Genomic DNA, 17,659 nt, shown 5'->3' with positions numbered 1-17,659 from the left:
GGGTCGTGCCGGTCTGACCCGGCAGTCCGGACGGTCGCTTGGCCACCGTCGCCCGCCGCGCGCCGTCGATGAGCACGGCGTCGGGACCGGCCGGATCGTTCACCCACACCTGGTCGCCCTCGGCGGTCACGGTGATCCGGGCGGCACCCGTCCCCGGCCCCGGGGGAATCCCCGGGACGACGATCGGCGCGGTGAAGCCGCCGGTACGGGTATCGAAGACCCAGACCATCCGGGCATCCTGGTCCGGAATGTAGACCGCTCCGTCATGCCAGGTCGGCGGGCCGAGTCGACGTGGAGCTGGCGGGCCGCCGTCCTCGTCTCCTCCTGCCGGTCGTTCGATGTCGGGAAGGCCGGCTGCGGCCGCGGACGCAGCTGCAGGGTCGGTGGAGACCGAGTCGTCCCCGCCCCCCGGTCGGGCCGGTCCGCCACCTGGCTGGGCGGGGCCTCCCCCCGGTCGGGCCGTGCCCTCCCCGAGCTGGACCCTTCCACCACCCGGCCGGGTTGGCAGATCATGCACGGTGACCTCGCCCCCGTGGACGTCGGCGAGCAGGAGCCGCCCGGCAACCGTGTCGAGGACGGGGACAGTGCTCCGCTCGACCGCTGCCGCCGCAATCACTGCGACCGGCGGCCCCGTGGACGCGGTGGTCAGGGTCACTGGCAGCGCAGTCTGCTGACCGGGCCGGTCGCCGGTGATCGGGATCGCCGTCCCGGTCGTACCGTCGACGACCACCGGGTGATCATGGGCCAGCACCACGTCGATCTGATGGTCCGGTCGGGCGACGGGGATCGGGGGCGACGCCACACCGTCGCGGATCATGACCACGGAGCCGCTGGTGCGGACGGGCGCCCACAGCGTTCCATCCACCGATTGGGCGACGGCACCAAGCGCTCCGCCGAGGTCGACGACCGGTCCCAGACCGGTCAGCAACCGTCCGTCCAAACGTTGCACCCGCCCGCTCGCACCATCGACGGCGTAAACCACCCCGTTCGCGGCGGTCACCGTCGTTCCGGGACGCAGCGTGGCCGTGCGTGCCGGGGCAAGGCGCTGCGGTTCGATCAGGTGGAGCAGGCCGGCGTCCGCGTCGCAGACGAGGAGATCGGGGCCGTTGCGCAGAACGGACAGCCGATGCCCGACCGCGCCGGGAACGGTGACGGCCGCGTCCGCCCGCCCGGTCGTGCTCTGCAGGTGCGTGACGGTTCCGGCCGACTCGCTCGTCAGCCAGACGCCGCCGCTGGTGAGGTCGAAGATGAGCGGAGGAGTTCCGGGCGCGGCAGCGGCCAGGCCGGCTCCCACGCACAGCGCCGCCCCGGCCGCCGCGGTGATGACGCGACGCAGCCGCTGACCGAATGCAGAGATGGTTTGATCCCGCTTTCCTGATCAGACGCGTGTTCTGAATTGCAGCCGACCGAGCCGACCGAGCCGACCGAGCCGACCGAGAAGAAGGCCGCGCGCCGCCCGAACGGGCCGGACTCACCTGGTGGAGCGGACTCACCTGGTGGAGCGGACTCACCTGGTGGAGCGGACGGCTCGAACGGGGTCGGTGTCTGTGTGGGCGTGCCACCCGCCCGCCCACACAGACACCGTGGGGGAGCGCCGCGGGAGGGGTACAGCGCTCACCGCATCCCGCGCACTCAACCCAACGGCGCGCGGGAGACTGTTGATGTTCATGTGTCCACGTTGGCTTTTCCTGGATGGACCAACCGGTCGAGTCATCCCTCTTGTTAGGTAAGACGCGGCGCCCCCCGGACAGGTTGCGACGCGACTGATGCCTTTCGTGACATCGCCGACGGCTGATCGCGCAGCAGGTCGATGCCGGTGCGGCGCGTGCATCCCACTGCGGCCCCCCACACCACCAGATCAACAACTAATCCGGGCTAGGACACAACGAAACGGGGGTGCCCGTCGTCTACCGCAGCGGAACGGATCGCCTCCGTGTCGGCGACGGCCGCCACAGTCACCGTTCCCGGGCGGATCTCCCCGCCGCCCGTGGGCGGACCGGGCCGGTCGCCCCCTCGCCCGGCACGGTCCGCCTCCCGACTCGCACCCCGCCCGACCGCACCAGCCCGATCTGGTCCTGACGAGGAGGAGCCCGACCCGGTGATGACAAGCCAGCCCACACGGCGAGGACGGTCAGCGTTCCCTACCCCGACCGGACCAGGAGGCAGGGCATGACAAAAAGAACCGACGACCGCGACCACCTGCGCGGCGACCAGTCGGGCGTGGCCGCGTTCTCGGCCGCCTTCCACGACGTCGTCGCGAATGTCGAAAAGGTCATCCGGGGCAAACGAGAGGCCGTCGAGCTCGCGACGATCTGCCTGTTCGCCGAGGGGCACCTGCTCATCGAGGACGTGCCGGGCCTGGGAAAGACCTCCCTGGCCCGCAGCCTGGCGGCCTCGGTCAATGCCGGCTGCCACCGCATTCAGTTCACGCCGGACCTGCTGCCGGCGGACATCACCGGGACGATGGTGTACGACCAGCGCGCCAACGAGTTCGGCTTCCGCCCCGGACCCGTCTTCGCCAACCTCGTCATCGGCGACGAGATCAACCGTGCCTCGCCGAAGACGCAGTCGGCCCTGCTGGAGGTGATGGAGGAGGGCCGGATCACCGCCGATGGCACGGGCTATCCCGTGCCCCGCCCGTTCATGGTCGTGGCGACGCAGAACCCGATCGACATGGATGGGACGTACAGCCTTCCCGAGGCCCAACTGGACCGGTTCCTCATGCGGCTGCGGATGGGGTACCCGTCGATCGACGCCGAGCTGGAGATCCTCGAAGGACGGCAGGTGGGACGGCGAATCGAGGATCTGAGGCCGGTGATGCGGGCGGAGGACGTGGTGGCCCGCGCGGCCCAGACGTTCGCCGTCCACGTCGCGCCGGCGCTGCGCCGCTACCTCGTGGACCTGGTGGCGGCCACACGGGCCATCCCCGACATCGTCCGACTGGGGGCGAGCCCACGGGGCAGCATCGCGTTGCTGCGCGCCGTCCAGGTCCGGGCCGCCGCGCATGCCCGGGTGTTCGCCACGCCCGACGACGTCAAGGCGGTGGCCGGCTCGGTCCTGGCACATCGCCTGGTCCTCAGCCCGGAGGCCGAGCTGCGGCGCGTCATCGCCGAGGACGTCGTCGACGAGATCCTGCAGACGGTGCCGTCACCGCGCCGGCTCGTCGGAATCTGATCGTGGCGCCCCTCGACGACCGACCCCGTGGCGGCGATCGGGCCGACCGCCGGCTGCCACCGGTCATCGACACGGACACCGCGACCACGGCCCTGTCCGTCTCGGTATCCCCGTCTGCGGCCTCCCTAGCCCGGGGCATGCGACGACGAACGGGCGGGCCCGCGCCGGGCCGGTCCGAACCGGGGCCGGCCGTGCGTGGGCTCGGGGAGCGTCATCGCCCACCGGTCCCGCCGTCGGCCGCGGCGGGCGGACGGAGCGCCCCGACGAGCCGGCGGGCGGCCCCGTCCAGTTCGGACGCCGGTGAGCGGATGCGCTTCACCCCCATCGGCTCGGCCCCCTCAAAGGCCGTACCCGTGGGGCCCGACCGGGCCGGGACGGCCGGATCGGACCTGGTCACGGCGGACTGGCCAGCGCCGGACCGATTCGGACCCGTCGTTTCGGATCCCGTCGTTTCGGATCCCGTCGCGTCGGATTCCCTCGCGTCGGATCCCGTCGCGTCGAGCTCGGGCGCGTCGGAATCCGGACGCGGGGCGCCCGATCGGTCTGGACCCCGAGGCGTTGCGTCTCAGGTGGACCATGGGCGGCCGTCGGATGATCGCGGCCCCGTGGGGAGCGGTGAATCGCCGGGAAGGGCGCGTCTGGGGGTCACCCCGCTGGGATGGGGGATGTGCGTCACCGTGGCAGTCCTGCTGCTGGGTTCCCGGGTGCTGCGATACGCGGAGCTGGCGGTGTTGGGCGGGGCGGGGGCCGCGGCGATGGGTCTTGCGGCCGTCACGGCCGTTCGCCGCCCGCGGGTGTCGGTAGCGGTCCGTGTATCGCCCCGACGGGTCACCCGGGGCGAGCCTGCCACGCTGTCTGTCACGGTCCGCAACCTGTCCAGGTGGCCCTCTCCGCCGTTCACCCTGCACCTGCCGCATGGCCCTGTCGCCGTCCGTCCGGATCGACCGGTGCCGGGCGCCCCCCGTGTCGGGCGGCTACTGGCCGCGTCGGATCTGGTGGAAACCTGGTGGGAACGGCGTGCGCCGGGCGGTACCGCCCGCGTACATCCCCTTCCACCAGCGCGCCCGGGTGGTCCGCGCCCGGGTGGTCCGCGCGCCGGTGGCAGCGCGCCCGGTGGCCACCCGTCACGGGCTGCGGACGTCCTGCACCCCGCCGACTCCACTGCGGCCGAGGGCTCCGGCGCCGGTGATCGCGCCGCTGCCGGTGCCGCAGATTCGTATCCTCCGGACGGGCTGGACTCGCCGGGCGCGGTCGTGCCCGTCTCGGTTCCCCGGCTGGCCGGCTCGGGTCACCGGACGTTCGAATTGGCCCTGGACACCAGCCGGCGCGGTGTGGTCCGGCTGGGCCCCGTCGAGGTGATCAGATCGGATCCGTTCGGGCTCGCCCGGCGCCGGCAACGGCTGCCGGCGGTCGACACCCTGCACGTCCGACCGCGGACCCGGCCGCTGGCGCCCCTGTCCTCCGCACCCTCGCGTGACCCGGACGGGCAGACCGGACGGGGCTCGACCGGGGGACTGGAGATCCACACCCTGCGGAGGTACACGCCCGGTGAGGATCTCCGCCTCGTGCACTGGGCGTCCAGCGCGAGGGCGGGCGAACTGATGGTCCGCACCCACGTCGATCCGAGCGAGCCGGCCGCCACCGTCGTCCTCGACACCCGGCCAGCCGCCTACCCGCCCGGCCGGGTCGGCGTCGCCACGTTCGAGGAGGCCGTGGACATCGCCGCCGCCGCAGTGATGACCTGCGCGCAGGAGGCGTTCGGGGTCCGGCTCGTGACGACCGCCGGGCTACGGGTGGCGGGCCGGCGCCGCCGCCGGGACGCCGACGTGCTGATGGACGAGCTGGCGGGCGTTCGGCTGGACGACACCGCCTCGCTGGACATCGTCGCGACGCTGCGGCGCGGCGGGCTCGGCACGCTGGTGCTCGTCACCGGCGGTTTCGACCGACAGTCGCTGGCCGCACTCGCCGCGGTGGCCCATGCGTACGGGCGCGTCGTCCTGGTCCGGGTGGGCCCCCGCAGCCAGGCCGCCGCCCGGGCCGTCGACCGGCGCGACTCCTCCGACCGGGCCCGCCTGCGGACCGCGTCGCCCGGCCGGGTGGTGGGGATCGGCGTCCTGGGCGGCACCGTTCCCACCAGCGGTACACGTCTTGACGGAACCACCCTGCGGGCGGCCGGCCGGCTGACGGTGATCGACGTCCCCGACGCCGATGCGCTTGCCGACCACTGGCCGACCGGCGAACGGAACCCGCGATGGCCGCGGGGAACCCCGCGGACGGGCAGATGATGACGGATACCGGTGGACTGTCCGACGAGGCCATGCGTTCGGCCGCCGGCGCGGGCGCAGGACACGTCGTCGGGGTCGACCATCCCCTTCGCCCGGAGGAGCCGGTACGGACTCGCCTGGCAGCGCTGGTCGTGGTGGCGGGACTCGCATGCGTCGGCGGGTTCGGGTTCCGCCGGGTCTTCACCACCCACGATCTGCAGGTGATCATCCCGGTCGCCGCGGTCGTGCCCGTGATCCTCACCGCGGCGCTGGGTGCGCGACGCCGGCCGTTGCCCCTCGCCGGGACGGTCGCAGCCTGGAGCGGGGGGTTCGTGATCTGGGCCGCCTGCACGGTCGGGACCGGCGCCGGGGGGTTCTGGGCGCGGCTGTCTCTAGTCCGTTCGGGTGTCCTCAGCGGATGGGCGCGGCTGTTGGACACGGCCATCCCGGCGCCGCCCGATGGGGCTCTCCTGCTCGTACCCGTGGCGCTGACCTGGCTGGCCGCCGCGGTCGGCGTGGAGCTCGTCATCCGTACCAGAGCCCGGCTCCTGCCCGCGTTGCCCGCTGCCCTCGTCCTGGTCGCCGCGGTCGCCTACGCAGCCCCCGTGCCGGGATCGGACGCACCGCTCGCCGCCGTGTTCGCCGCGCTGGCCGCGATCCTCGTCCGGGTCCGCGGAAGTGGTCGGTCCCGCTCGCAGGAAGGGTCCGCGGCGGCCTCGGCCGGTCCAGCCAGGCCGGGCGGCGCCATGGGGGGGCAGCCGGCGTCCCCCCGATCCGGGCCAGGTCTGCTGCCCACGGCCGGCCCGCGAGGCTTGACGGCGCTTCGACGCGCGGCGCGATCGACCGTCGCTGTGGGCGTAGTCGTCGGCGCCGGTCTGGCACTGGCGAGTGGTGGTCCGATCGGGCTGGGTGGGCAACCGCCCGTCGACCCGCGTAACCACCGCACGATCGCGCCGGTACCGCTCGCCGCTCTCAACCCCCTGAGCCGCCTCGCCGGCTGGACCGCCTATCCCGACCAGATTCTGTTCCGGGTGGGTCTGACTCCGCTGCCGGCGGGGCCGGTCGCGCTGCGGCTCGCCGTCCTCGACTCCTACGACGGCGCCACCTGGTCCATGAGCGGCCGTTACCTGCCCGCGGGACGGGAGATCGGGGGACAGGCCGGTCGCGGCGCGGATCGGGGCGGCGCTCACCCGTCCACACCGGTCACCCAGGACCTGACCATCGCCGACCTCGGCGGAGATCTTGTGCCCGCCCTCGCGCGGCTCGACCAGTTCACCGTGGTCCCCAGCGCCGGCGCGGAATCGACCCCTCCTGCCGACCCGGGTGGCTCCACGGCGACTGCAGAGGAGCCGGCGGGCCGTTTCGCGGTCGATCCCGACGACGGCACACTCGTGCGAACCGCGTCGCTGCACCCCGGCAACCGGCTGCGCCTTGTCTCCACCCCGCAGGCCGCCATGACCGCTGACAGACTGCTCGCTCTCACCGTCTCCGCGACGCCGACCAACGCTCCCTACCTTGCGCTGCCCGACGAGGTCCCGCCGGTGCTGCGAGAACTGGCCTCGGTCGCCACCGAAGGCGGCGTGCCGCCCTACCAGCGGGCCGCGTTGCTGCGCCAGTACCTGATGGCGACCTTCAGCTTCGATCCCACCGTGCCCGCCGGGCATTCGCTCGCCCACATCGATCACTTCCTCGGACAGACTCGACGCGGCACCTCCGAGCAGTTCGCGACGACGTTCGTCCTCGCGGCGAGGCTGCTGGGTCTGCCCGCCCGCCTCGTCGTCGGATTCACCGCCGCCGATCCGCATGCCGTGACCCGCACGATCCGTGGCGCGGACGCCCTGGCCTGGGCGGAGGTCAACTTCGACGGCGCCGGATGGCTGCCTTTCTTCCCCACCCCCCGAGCGGGGGACGCACGCGGCGCAGCGGTGGCCGGCTCCACGCAGGGCGAGTCCTCCGCACAGACGTCACTGGTGGAGGAGGTGCTGCGCACCACCGTTTCGGCACCGCCCAGTCGGGCGGGTGCCACCCTGTCGGGAGACCGCCCGGCTTGGTCTGGTGACCGGTGGCCGGGATCCCCCGGCTGGGCGGTGGTCGTCCTTCGGACGGCCGCGGCTGCGGCAGTAGCTGCCCTGCTCGGCTGTCTTCTTCTGGGCTGGCTGCTGCCGATCGCACGCCACCGGCGGATACGACGGGGCGGGAACGGCAGCAGAGCGCGGATCGTCGCCGCCTGGCAGCGGGCCATCGAGATGTTCGCCGACGCCGAGCGGCCGATGCCGCGGGCGGCCAGCCCGAGCGAGGTCGTGCTCCTCGCGGCGGACCTGCTCGACGACGCCGGCCGCACCGCCCTGCGTGGGCTGGCCGATCTCGCCACCCTCGCCCTGTTCGACGACGGCACCACCGGCCGGTGGGATGAGGCGTCCGGTCGGCGCGCGGCCGACGAGGCGTGGCGACTGCTCGACGGGCTCGAACGGGCGGTCCGCCGCGTCGTCTCACGCCATCGCCGGCTCGGCCGGCGGATCTCGCCGCGCACGGTCCGCACCGAGCTGCGCAGGTTGCGGCGGACAGCGCCGGCTCCCCACCGCGCCGCCCATCGATCGGCGGAGCCAGGCGAATCCGGCGTCCCCGAACGGGCCATGATCGGCGGGGACTACAGGTAGCCCGAGCAGGTCGGTACCCCCGCAACGGGCTTGTTGCCCCCGCCGCCGCTCACCGCGGCGGCCGGCAGATAGCCCCAGCCCTTGCGGTAGCCGGCGAGGTTCGTCCGGGTGGCATCGCCCTGGGTGTATAGCCACCAGGTATTCACCCTGCCGTGGATCATCGGATTGGGCCGGCCGTCGAGCTGGCAGATCACCCAGACGGTCGATGCTTTGTCCATGTAGCCCGAGTCGTCCAGCCTGGCCCTGGTACCGACGGCCACGTTGGCGTAGACGGGGGACCCCGCAATGGATGCGCAATCGTGGCGCGCCCGCCAGACTCGCCCGAGGTAATCGGTGATCGAGTCCGATCGGGCGGTGCACGATGTGCCCGAGTCGAGGCCGGGCCCTGGCGGTACCGGCACGACAGGCCGCGTCCCGGAGCCGGCCGCGGCGGGTGGCGGGGCCGGGCCGGCCGCGGCGCTGGCAGCGCCGCCCGCCGGGCCGGAACGCGGGCTCGCGATCGGGCCGGCCGGATCCCTGCGGCCCGGCGTCGCCGGAGCCCGAGTCAGCAGGACCGCCAACACCACGACGACCACGGCGAGGATCGCGGCCGGGGCGGTGAGCAGCGTCCAGCGCCGTCGCTTACCTCGAGGACCCGGCGCCGAGGCCGGCGCCGTGACTCCCGGGAGATCCCTCGGCCCGGGCGGGGCGGCCTGTCCGCGATGTGACTGCATCCGGACGGGTGGGGGAACCAGGTGTGTCAGCGCGTCCGCGACCTCACGGGCGGAACTCGGCCGCTGGTCCGGCCGGGCCATGAGAGTCCAGGCCAGCAGATCGTGCAGCGCGGGTGGCACATCGCCCCGGGGCACCGGTGCGATGTCCCCGTCGAGAATGCGCTGCAGTATCTGGGTCGGAACCCGTCCCGGAAACGGCGGGGTTCCGCTGATGAGGGTGAACAGGGTCGCGCCGAGGGCGAAGATGTCGGCCGGTATCTCGGGATTCTCGCCGAGCAGGACCTCGGGGGCGGCGTAGCCGGGGGTGAAGGCGGCGGAGATCGTCGCAGCTTCCATCCCCTCGGTGATGCTTGCGATACCGAAATCAGTCAGAACCGGATCACCCGCCCGGCGAAGAAGGATGTTCGCCGGCTTCAGATCCCGATGCAGGATGCCGTGGCCATGCGCCTCGGCGAGGGCGTCGGCGACCGGTATGCACAGGGCGATCGCCTCCGCGACCGGCAGCGGGCCGCTGTTCCTCAGCAGGTCCACGAGTGACCCCGCGGAGAAGTACTCCATGGTGAGGTACGGCCGATGATCCCGGGTGGTGCCGGCGTCGAACACCGTGATGATGTGGGGATGGCCGGTGAGCCGCCCGGTGGCCCTGCACTCCCGCACGAACCGGCGTTCGGCGGCTGGATCGCTCAGATCGGAATGCAGCACCTTGATCGCCACACGACGGTCGAAGATCTCCTGTTCCGCGAGATAGACCGTGCTGAATCCGCCGTGTCCGATGGTCCTGAACGAGCGGTAGCCCTCGATCAACACCGGTTCCACGTGATTACCCGCATCCGTCGGCGTTCCTGGCCCATTCGGCTCTTCCCGACCCGTCACCGCGACAGCGAATGTGGCTCACCGTCGGACCGGGCCGGACGATCACGCTACACGGGCTGTCCCCGACGATTTCGTCGGCATCTGCGCGGCGCGGACGAGTCCGTCCGCGCCGGTTCCCGCCCCTGACGGGCGGGTAGTTCTCAGATGGGTGGTCGGTGGGAATGGGCCGTGCGGGTCGAGGTACGGCCGCGACCGTGGCCGGTCGGGCCATGCTGATCGCAGCCGGCGACAGGAGGAGGCAGTCATGGCACAGGCGATGAAGGGACGGACGAGGCCCGCCGGCGCGGGCACCTCCAACGACGAGATGGCCAGGCAGGTCGCCAGCCAGACCTCGTCGGACCGGGCCGCCGAGGAGATCTTCCGTCGGGAGAAGGACGGCGCGCTGACGGACACCGAGGCAGCCAAGAGCGAGGTGTTGCGGCACTGAGCTGCCACCGCCGGGACGCATCGCCACCTGGCCCGGGACGGGCGTCACGGTTGGTGTCGGGCCCGATTTCCGTGCGGGCCGTCGGCGGTTCCCGTATGGATGAGCGATGCAGGAGAACACCGCCGAAGCGGGCCGGCCCTTCACCGCCGACGGCACCCCCGAATCGGTCTGGCGGGCCTGGCAACCGGAATGGCCGGAGCTCGACCTGACCGCCGTGCCGCCTCGTGTGGTCGTCGTGGCCCCCCATCCGGACGATGAGGTTCTCGGCGTCGGTGGGCTGCTGGTCAGCCTGCACGCGCTTGGCGCCGCGATCACCGTCGTTGCGGTGACGGATGGTGACGCGTCTCATCCCGGCTCGCCGACGATCTCCCCGGCCGAGCTGGCTCGTCGGCGGATCGTCGAGCAGCATGCCGCACTGGCCGAGCTGGGGCTGGCGCAGGTGCCGGTGCATCGGATCGGGCTGGGAGACGGACGGGTCGCCGGGCATGAGTCGGAGCTCGCCGACCAGGTGGGGCCGCTGCTCACCACCGACTGCTGGGTACTGGCCACGTACACCGGGGACCGCCATCCGGACCATGAGGCAACGGGACGTGCGGCGGTGCTGGCGGCGGAACGGGCCGGCGCCCGGCTGCTCGAATACCCCGTCTGGACCTGGCACTGGGCGGTCCCGGACGACCCCAGGGTGCCGTGGGCGAGGGCTCGGAGGGTGCCCCTGCCCATCCCGGCGCAGGAGGCCAAACGGCGGGCCGTCGACTGCTACCACACTCAGATCGCCCCGCTGTCCGACGACCCGGCGGACTCGACGGTTCTCGGGGCCCAGGTGCTGGACCGGCTACTGCGCCCCTACGAGACGATCTTCGTCTAGCGCGGGGCGTCCCAGCACGGGGCGTCCACCGGAGGTCATCCAAGGCCGGCCCGATCGGGCGATAGGTGGCCGGGGATCGCGATCGCGGCTAGTCTGCGGGCAACGAACTGCATATTGCTGCCGCTCACACCCGTGCGGGAGAGTCCCGGGCCGCGACCTGCCGGGACGCCGAAGGAGCAAGCTCTCCCCATAAACTCTCAGGCCCCCAACCGCCGGGTCAGGCAACTCTGGAAAGTGGACATCCCGGTGTCCCGCCGACGGTGAAAGCCGCGGTCGTCGTCCGCGGGTTCTCGGCTCGGACCCATGGCGGCGGCGCCCGGTGAAGCTCTCAGGCCAATGACAGAGGGGGAGGCCCGCCGCGGCGTCGGCCCCGTTGTCGTCGTCGCCCGACCTCCGGAGCGCCCAGCATGCATGACGGCACAGATCACGAAGACGCTTCCGTCACCGTCGGTACCACCGTCGTCGCCGTGCCCACCCGGCCGGTGGCTCCGGTCGGGCCCGCGAAGGGTGATGACCGTCCGTCACTGCCGGCTGCGGCATACCCGCAGTTCGTTGATCGTCACATCGGGCCGGACACCGAGGCCCAGCGGCTCATGCTCGCCGCGCTCGGGGTGGAGTCGCTGCGGGCGCTGACCGATGCCGCGGTGCCGGCCGTCATCCACGACCGCTCCCTGGAGTTGCCTGCCGCGCTCGACGAGACGGCGGTTCTGGCGGCGCTTCGGGCGCTCGGTCGCGACAACCGCCCGGTGCCCTCCATGATCGGCCTGGGGTTTCACCCCGCGGTGATGCCGGGTGTCATCCAGCGCAACGTCCTGGAGAACCCCGCCTGGTACACGGCTTACACGCCGTATCAGCCGGAGATCTCCCAGGGCCGGCTGGAGGCACTGCTCAACTTCCAGACGGTGATCACTGATCTGACCGGACTGGCGGTGGCCGGAGCGTCCCTGCTCGACGAGCCGACCGCCGCGGCCGAGGCGATGCAGATCGCGCTGCGCACAGCGAAGGGGTCTCGGGCGACGTTCCTCATCGATGCGGACACGCTCCCGCAGACGATCGCGGTTGTGGCGACCAGGGCGGAGGCGCTGGGCGTGACCGTCCACGTCGCCGACCTGTCCGGCGGCCTGGCGGCGGGCGATCCCGCGGCGGACGGTGCCGCCGGGGTGCCCGCGGAGGTGCTGGACTCGGCGTTCGGTCTGCTGCTGTCGTATCCGGGGCCGGGTGGGGCGCTGCGCGACCCGCGTTCGGTGATCGTCGAGGCACGCGAGCGGGGGATCGTCGTCACGGTCGCGGCCGACCCGCTGGCGCTGGCGCTGCTGCGCTCGCCCGGTGAGCTCGGTGCCGACATCGCCGTCGGCAGCACCCAGCGGTTCGGGTTGCCGCTGTCGTTCGGTGGACCGCACGCCGGATATCTGGCGGTCCGCAAGGGGCTGGAGCGGTCCCTGCCCGGACGGCTGGTCGGGGTGTCGGTCGACGCCGATGGGGCGCCCGCCTACCGGCTCACCTTGCAGACCCGCGAGCAGCACATCCGCCGGGAGAAGGCGACGAGCAACATCTGCACCGCCCAGGTGCTGCCGGCCGTGCTCGCCTCCATGTACGCCGTTTACCACGGTCCGCAGGGGCTCGCCGGGATCGCGCGGCGCATCCACGGCCTTACGGTCCGGCTCGCGGAGGGACTGCGGGCCGGCGGTGTGCCCATTGGTGCCGACGCCTTCTTCGACACCGTCGTCGCCGCGGTGCCCGGCCGGGCCGCCGCGGTGGTGGCCGCGGCGCTGGCGCACGGCGTCAACGTGCGGCTCGTCGACGGTGACCACGTCGGGGTCTCCTGCAACGAGACGACCGTGGAGGCGGACCTGCGGGCGGTCTGGGCGGCGTTCGGGGTGCCCGCGGCAGCCTCGGCCGAGGTGACGGGTCTGACGGGTCTGACGGGCCCAACTGCTCCGACGGCGCTGCCCGGCGAGCTGGTGCGCACCGACTCCTACCTGGAGCACCCGGTTTTCCATGAGCACCGGTCCGAGACGGCGATGCTGCGCTACCTGCGCCGGCTGTCCGACCTCGACCTGGCCCTCGACCGGGGCATGATCCCGTTGGGATCCTGCACGATGAAGCTGAACGCGACCACCGAAATGGCCGCCGTCACCTGGCCGGAGTTTGCCGACATCCATCCGTTTGCCCCCCTCGACCAGGCTGGCGGATACCTGACGATGATCCGGGATCTGGAGGACTGGCTGGCCCGGATCACCGGATATGCGGGCGTTTCGGTGCAGCCGAACGCCGGCAGCCAGGGGGAGCTCGCCGGCCTGCTGGCGATTCGCGCCTATCACCGCGACAATGCGGTGCCCGGCGCCCCGGTCCGCGACGTCTGCCTCATTCCCTCCTCCGCGCACGGGACGAACGCGGCGAGCGCCGCGATGGCCGGCATGCGCGTCGTCGTGGTCGCCTGTGACAACGACGGAAACGTCGATCTCGACGATCTGGCGTTCCGGGCGCGGGCGAACATGGACGTTCTCGCCGCGCTGATGGTGACCTATCCGTCGACGCATGGCGTCTACGAGGAAGGCATCGGGCAGGCGTGCGCGATTGTGCACGAGGCCGGCGGGCTGGTCTACGTCGACGGCGCGAATCTCAACGCGCTCGTCGGGCTCGCGAAGCCAGGCCAGTTCGGCGCCGACGTCAGCCATCTCAACCTGCACAAGACGTTCTGCATCCCGCACGGCGGCGGCGGTCCCGGGGTCGGCCCGGTCGCGGTCGGCGAGAAGCTGCTGCCTTACCTGCCGAACCATCCACTGCGGGCCGAGGCCGGGCCGGTGAGTGGGGTCGGGCCCATCTCGGGGTCGCCGTGGGGCTCCGCCGGAATCCTGATGATTCCCTGGGCGTACATTCAGATGATGGGGGCGGACGGCCTACGCCAAGCCACCTCGGTCGCCGTTCTGAACGCCAACTACATCGCTCACCGCCTTCGTCCGCACTATCCGGTGCTCTACGCCGGGCGCGGCGGACTGGTCGCGCACGAATGCATTCTCGACCTGCGGCCGTTGACGAAGGGCACCGGGGTCACCGTGGACGATGTGGCCAAGCGGCTCATCGACTACGGTTTTCACGCGCCGACCATGTCCTTCCCGGTGACCGGCACCCTGATGGTGGAACCGACCGAGAGTGAGGATCTGGCCGAGATCGATCGCTTCTGCGATGCCATGATCGCGATTCGTGCGGAGGCTGACAGGGTCGGCGACGGGACTTGGCCGCGCACGGACAACCCGTTGTGCAACGCCCCGCACACCGCCAACATGGTCACCGCCGATGAATGGCCGCATCCTTATCCGCGGTCCGTCGCCGCCTACCCGGTGGCCTCGCTGCGGGCGGCCAAGTACTGGCCGCCGGTGCGTCGGATCGACGGGGCGTACGGCGATCGCAACCTGGTCTGCACCTGCCCGCCGGTCGAGTCCTTCGCCGTGCCGTCCGAGGACGGCTCGGTTCTCGTCGCCGCCGGTTGAGGCGGCGGGCCGTCGCGACATCGGCACTATGACCCGATCGGCTGCGGAAAGTGACGGGAGAGTGATCCGGACTCTGGTAGTCCGGATTGCGCCGAACCGGAAGGACTAATCTCGGCGGAGAGGGTCCCCCGCCGGGGGGCACCCTTCCTGGGCGTGAGAGTCAGGCGGCGCGAGTCTTCCGTTACGGCAGAATTCGACGGGCCGGCCGCTGGTAGCGGCGAGAAGGTGGTACCACCGCTATTGACCGTTGATCGAGTCCCCCTAATAGTGGGTGGTCGGCTGCCGTGGTGGAGTGTGGGTCTAATTCACTCCGGCAGATCACCGGTGGGGCAACGGAAGGTTGTGGCGGATGGATCCTCGGGTGGAAAAGCAGCTGACTCAGCTCCGCCGGAAGGCGGTCGATTTAGGCCTCGGTCCGGCCTTGAAGCTGGTGCGCGACAACATCGCGCCGACGGCCCGGCGCAATCGTAATGACGATCGCCATCTGGCATTGCTGCTGTCGTTCGTGTTGCGGGAGAACTCGAACTGCATCGACGTGGGCGCCCATCGGGGAGACGTGCTCCGGACGATGCTGCGACACGCCCCGCGCGGACGGCACATCGCCTACGAGCCGCTGCCGCACATGGCGGCGTCGCTGACGACCGACTTCCCGATGGTCCAGGTGCGCCAGGCCGCGCTGTCGGACACACCCGGGATGCTGCCCTTCACCTACGTCCGTAGCCGACCGGCGTACAGCGGGCTGCGCGACCGGGTGCCGAACACGGAGGACGTCGAGCAGATCGAGGTGAAGGTCGAGGTCCTCGACGAGGCGTTGCCCGCGGACTACCGGCCGGCCCTCATCAAGGTCGACGTCGAAGGCGCCGAGTACGGAGTGTTCCGCGGCGCCCAGAAAATGATCTCCGCCAGCCGACCGCATCTGGTGTTCGAATTCGGCGCCGGGGCACGCGACTACGGCACGACGGCAGATGAGATGTACACCCTCGTCGACAGTGATCTGGGGCTCCGGATCTTCGACCTCGACGGCGTTGGTCCGTACACCCTGCCCACGTTCCGGGACACGTTCGAGACCGGTCGCCGCTTCAACTTCGTCGCACATCCCTGACGATCGTCCGCCGGGGTTGTTCGTCCCCCGCCGGCCCTCGTCTCGGTGCCCAGGGCTGACGACCACGACGGGCGGCTCGAACGGACCCGGTCCCCTCTGGGCCGCCTGCCCCGTGGCGGGCCGGCGTGCCTTGTATGTGGGGCACGCGCCCGTCCCTGGGAAGCCGAGAACAAGAACCGGACAAGAGTTCTTACAAGGGCTCAAACAATCGTGTACGAAGAGCGACGATTCGGTACGGTCACGGCAGGCCACGGTGATCGACCCATCGGAGCCATCCGGACGCCAGCGGTGCCGCCGCAGCTGCCGGATCCGCTGGTGGATCGCCAGGAGGCATCGGCCGTACGCGGCCGGTACCCGTGCCACCTGTCCGGTCAACTGAGAGGCTACTCATGGCCCGGTCCCCCCGGAGTGGCTGTTCGCCGCCAGCCGTTCTCGCATCGTCAACGAATTCCGCGTTCCGAACCACTGGGTGATGCCGGCCCCACCGCGGCGTGCCTGGCGGGGCCGTGGCTGGATCGTCTGTCTCGGTGCTGCGCTGGTCGCGGCCGTCGGATCCGTCCTGCCGCCCATCGCAGGTGTCGGGCCCGACGTCCGGACGGCGTTGTACCTGCTGGCGGATCTGTTGGCCGCCATTGCCCTGCTCGTCGTTCCGCGAGGTCTCGCCCCCGTCCCGCGGCGCGGCTGGATGCTCCTCGCGGGCAGTCAGGTTCTTTCGGCCGCAACCGACGTGGCTCTCTCCCTCTCCCTCCGCACGTCCTCGGCCACAGTTGGTGTGACGTTGGCGGACATCTTGCTGCTCCTCCGATATCCGCTGCTGGTCCTGGGCCTGGCGGTGCTGGTGCGGGCGCGCGGTCCCGGACGGAACGCGGCAAGCCTGCTGGACACCGCGATGTTCCTCGCCGCGGCCGCCCTGCTGTCCTGGGTGTATCTGGTGGCACCAGCGGTGCGGACCGGGGGTGCTTCGGCGGCGGGGATCGTCCCGGCGGTGTGCGCGGCGGCGGGTCTGTTGGTCGTCGGTATGACCGTCCGAATCGCGGCGGGCGATGGCGAGCGCCCGGCCACGTTGCTTCTCCTGGCGGGTGGGGTGCTCGTGAGCGTGGTGGTGGACGCCGTCGAGGTCTGCACCCGCATCGGTGACGCCGTCGTGAGCGACGTGGGCATCGGCGGTTCGGGCGGGACGGCGATCGATGGTGGGGATGCCGCCCGGCTGGTGAGCGCCCTGCTCCTCGTCGCCGCCGTACTCCATCCCTCGCTGGCCCGATCGGGCCAGTCGGCGGTGGTGCCGGCGGTGCCGGTCCGTGACGGATTGCGGTTGGCCGCATTGTGCGGCGTCGGACTGGTCGGGCCGATGGTTCTCGGGGTGCAGGCTGGACGCGGCGATCTCCGCGACGTCCGCGTGATCGCGATGGTGAGCGCCGGGATCATGCTGTTGATCATCGCCCGGATGGCCCGGCTGGAGGCCGAGCAGAGACATCTCGCGATCACAGATGGCCTGACCGGGCTACGGAGTCGCCGATATCTGGAGGCCGAGATGCGGGTCGTCACCCGGCGGGCTCGCAGGGTCGGATCGAGGGTGGGCCTGCTCCTCGTCGACGTCGACCACTTCAAGTCCGTGAATGACCGGTTCGGCCATCCGGCCGGCGACCAGGTGCTCACGGAGGTGGCCAGAAGGCTGCTCACGGTGACCCGCCCGGGGGATGTCGTGGCCCGCTACGGGGGGGAGGAGTTCGCGCTGCTTGCGAGGGACGTCCGGGGCGACGCGCTGACGGACATCGCCGAGCGGCTACGGCTCGGGGTGGGCAGGGAACCCGTGGAGGTGGCACCGCCCGCGTCGGCCGCGGCAGCCTCCGCCGGCTGGCCAGCTGCAGCCGCCGACAGATCGGCCCCGCCCGTCGGCGCGGGCACCGTGGCGGGTGGTGTCCCCGCCCGGCCGGGTGGTACCGAGGGCGTCTGGCCGCCCGTCGGGACGGACCCGCGGGGGCACGGCGCGGGCGACCGCGCGGGGAACGCCGTTCCCGGCGGTGGTGATGCCGGCATGCCGATGGGGGGAGTCGCCCTACGAACCGCGGGGACCACGGCGACGACGACTCGTG

At 71.9% G+C, this 17,659-nt stretch carries 10 protein-coding genes and 2 riboswitches; of the genes, 8 read left to right on the top strand and 2 right to left on the bottom strand.

What is annotated here, in order from left to right; genetic code table 11:
- On the bottom strand, positions 1-1,294 hold a 1,294-nt coding region (locus tag NBZ83_RS18890; RefSeq protein WP_261575519.1), incomplete at its 3' end, for a hypothetical protein.
- Positions 1,295-2,169: 875 nt separating this feature from the next.
- Here NBZ83_RS18890 and NBZ83_RS18885 point away from each other — a divergent pair.
- The 3 genes from NBZ83_RS18885 (at position 2,170) to NBZ83_RS18875 (ending at position 8,095) form a co-directional block, all read left to right on the top strand.
- Positions 2,170-3,174 carry an AAA family ATPase gene (locus tag NBZ83_RS18885; RefSeq protein ID WP_261566735.1) on the top strand — a complete coding sequence of 335 codons (1,005 nt, stop codon included), beginning with the start codon at positions 2,170-2,172 and terminating at the stop codon, positions 3,172-3,174.
- A gap of 665 nt (positions 3,175-3,839) precedes the next feature.
- A complete protein-coding gene (locus NBZ83_RS18880) occupies positions 3,840-5,459 on the top strand; it encodes a DUF58 domain-containing protein (protein ID WP_261566734.1) in 1,620 nt (539 codons plus the stop codon).
- Positions 5,426-8,095, top strand: coding sequence for a transglutaminase-like domain-containing protein (locus NBZ83_RS18875; RefSeq protein ID WP_261575518.1), 2,670 nt, complete (start codon positions 5,426-5,428; stop codon positions 8,093-8,095). Before NBZ83_RS18880 ends, NBZ83_RS18875 begins: the two co-directional genes overlap by 34 nt.
- On the opposite strand, the gene NBZ83_RS18870 is transcribed toward NBZ83_RS18875, so the two are convergent.
- Positions 8,086-9,624 carry a serine/threonine-protein kinase gene (locus NBZ83_RS18870; RefSeq protein ID WP_261566732.1) on the bottom strand — a complete coding sequence of 513 codons (1,539 nt, stop codon included), beginning with the start codon at positions 9,622-9,624 and terminating at the stop codon, positions 8,086-8,088. The two genes, NBZ83_RS18875 and NBZ83_RS18870, sit on opposite strands and share 10 nt — an antisense overlap.
- 301 nt (positions 9,625-9,925) lie before the next feature.
- Between NBZ83_RS18870 and NBZ83_RS18865 the strand changes: the two genes are divergently transcribed.
- The 5 genes from NBZ83_RS18865 to NBZ83_RS18845 form a co-directional block, all read left to right on the top strand.
- Positions 9,926-10,108, top strand: coding sequence for a hypothetical protein (locus tag NBZ83_RS18865; protein WP_261556442.1), 183 nt, complete (start codon positions 9,926-9,928; stop codon positions 10,106-10,108).
- A gap of 106 nt (positions 10,109-10,214) precedes the next feature.
- Complete coding sequence (locus tag NBZ83_RS18860; RefSeq protein WP_261566731.1) at positions 10,215-10,973, top strand: PIG-L deacetylase family protein; 759 nt, start codon at positions 10,215-10,217, stop codon at positions 10,971-10,973.
- A 125-nt stretch (positions 10,974-11,098) separates the two neighbouring features.
- Positions 11,099-11,195: riboswitch (glycine riboswitch) on the top strand.
- Positions 11,196-11,323: riboswitch (glycine riboswitch) on the top strand.
- Positions 11,324-11,380: 57 nt separating this feature from the next.
- Complete coding sequence (gene gcvP, locus NBZ83_RS18855) at positions 11,381-14,464, top strand: aminomethyl-transferring glycine dehydrogenase (protein ID WP_261575517.1); 3,084 nt, start codon at positions 11,381-11,383, stop codon at positions 14,462-14,464.
- Between the two features lie 361 nt (positions 14,465-14,825).
- Positions 14,826-15,566 carry an FkbM family methyltransferase gene (locus NBZ83_RS18850; RefSeq protein WP_261566729.1) on the top strand — a complete coding sequence of 247 codons (741 nt, stop codon included), beginning with the start codon at positions 14,826-14,828 and terminating at the stop codon, positions 15,564-15,566.
- Between the two features lie 472 nt (positions 15,567-16,038).
- Positions 16,039-17,659: GGDEF domain-containing protein (locus tag NBZ83_RS18845; RefSeq protein WP_261575516.1), on the top strand; the 1,621-nt coding region annotated here is incomplete at its 3' end.

The sequence above is a fragment of the Frankia gtarii genome (assembly GCF_025403375.1).
Taxonomy (GTDB): Bacteria; Actinomycetota; Actinomycetes; order Frankiales; family Frankiaceae; genus Frankia; species Frankia gtarii.
The sequence above is the reverse complement of the archived record's forward strand: the minus strand, read 5'-3'. Positions and strand labels throughout refer to the sequence as shown.

Excerpts from the sequence above, each read along its gene's own strand:
- gcvP (WP_261575517.1), top strand. The coding sequence starts at position 11,381 with ATGCATGACGGCACAGATCACGAAGACGCTTCCGTCACCGTCGGTACC.
- NBZ83_RS18875 (WP_261575518.1), top strand. The coding sequence starts at position 5,426 with ATGGCCGCGGGGAACCCCGCGGACGGGCAGATGATGACGGATACCGGT.
- NBZ83_RS18865 (WP_261556442.1), top strand. The coding sequence starts at position 9,926 with ATGGCACAGGCGATGAAGGGACGGACGAGGCCCGCCGGCGCGGGCACC.
- NBZ83_RS18885 (WP_261566735.1), top strand. The coding sequence starts at position 2,170 with ATGACAAAAAGAACCGACGACCGCGACCACCTGCGCGGCGACCAGTCG.
- NBZ83_RS18880 (WP_261566734.1), top strand. The coding sequence starts at position 3,840 with ATGTGCGTCACCGTGGCAGTCCTGCTGCTGGGTTCCCGGGTGCTGCGA.
- NBZ83_RS18860 (WP_261566731.1), top strand. The coding sequence starts at position 10,215 with ATGCAGGAGAACACCGCCGAAGCGGGCCGGCCCTTCACCGCCGACGGC.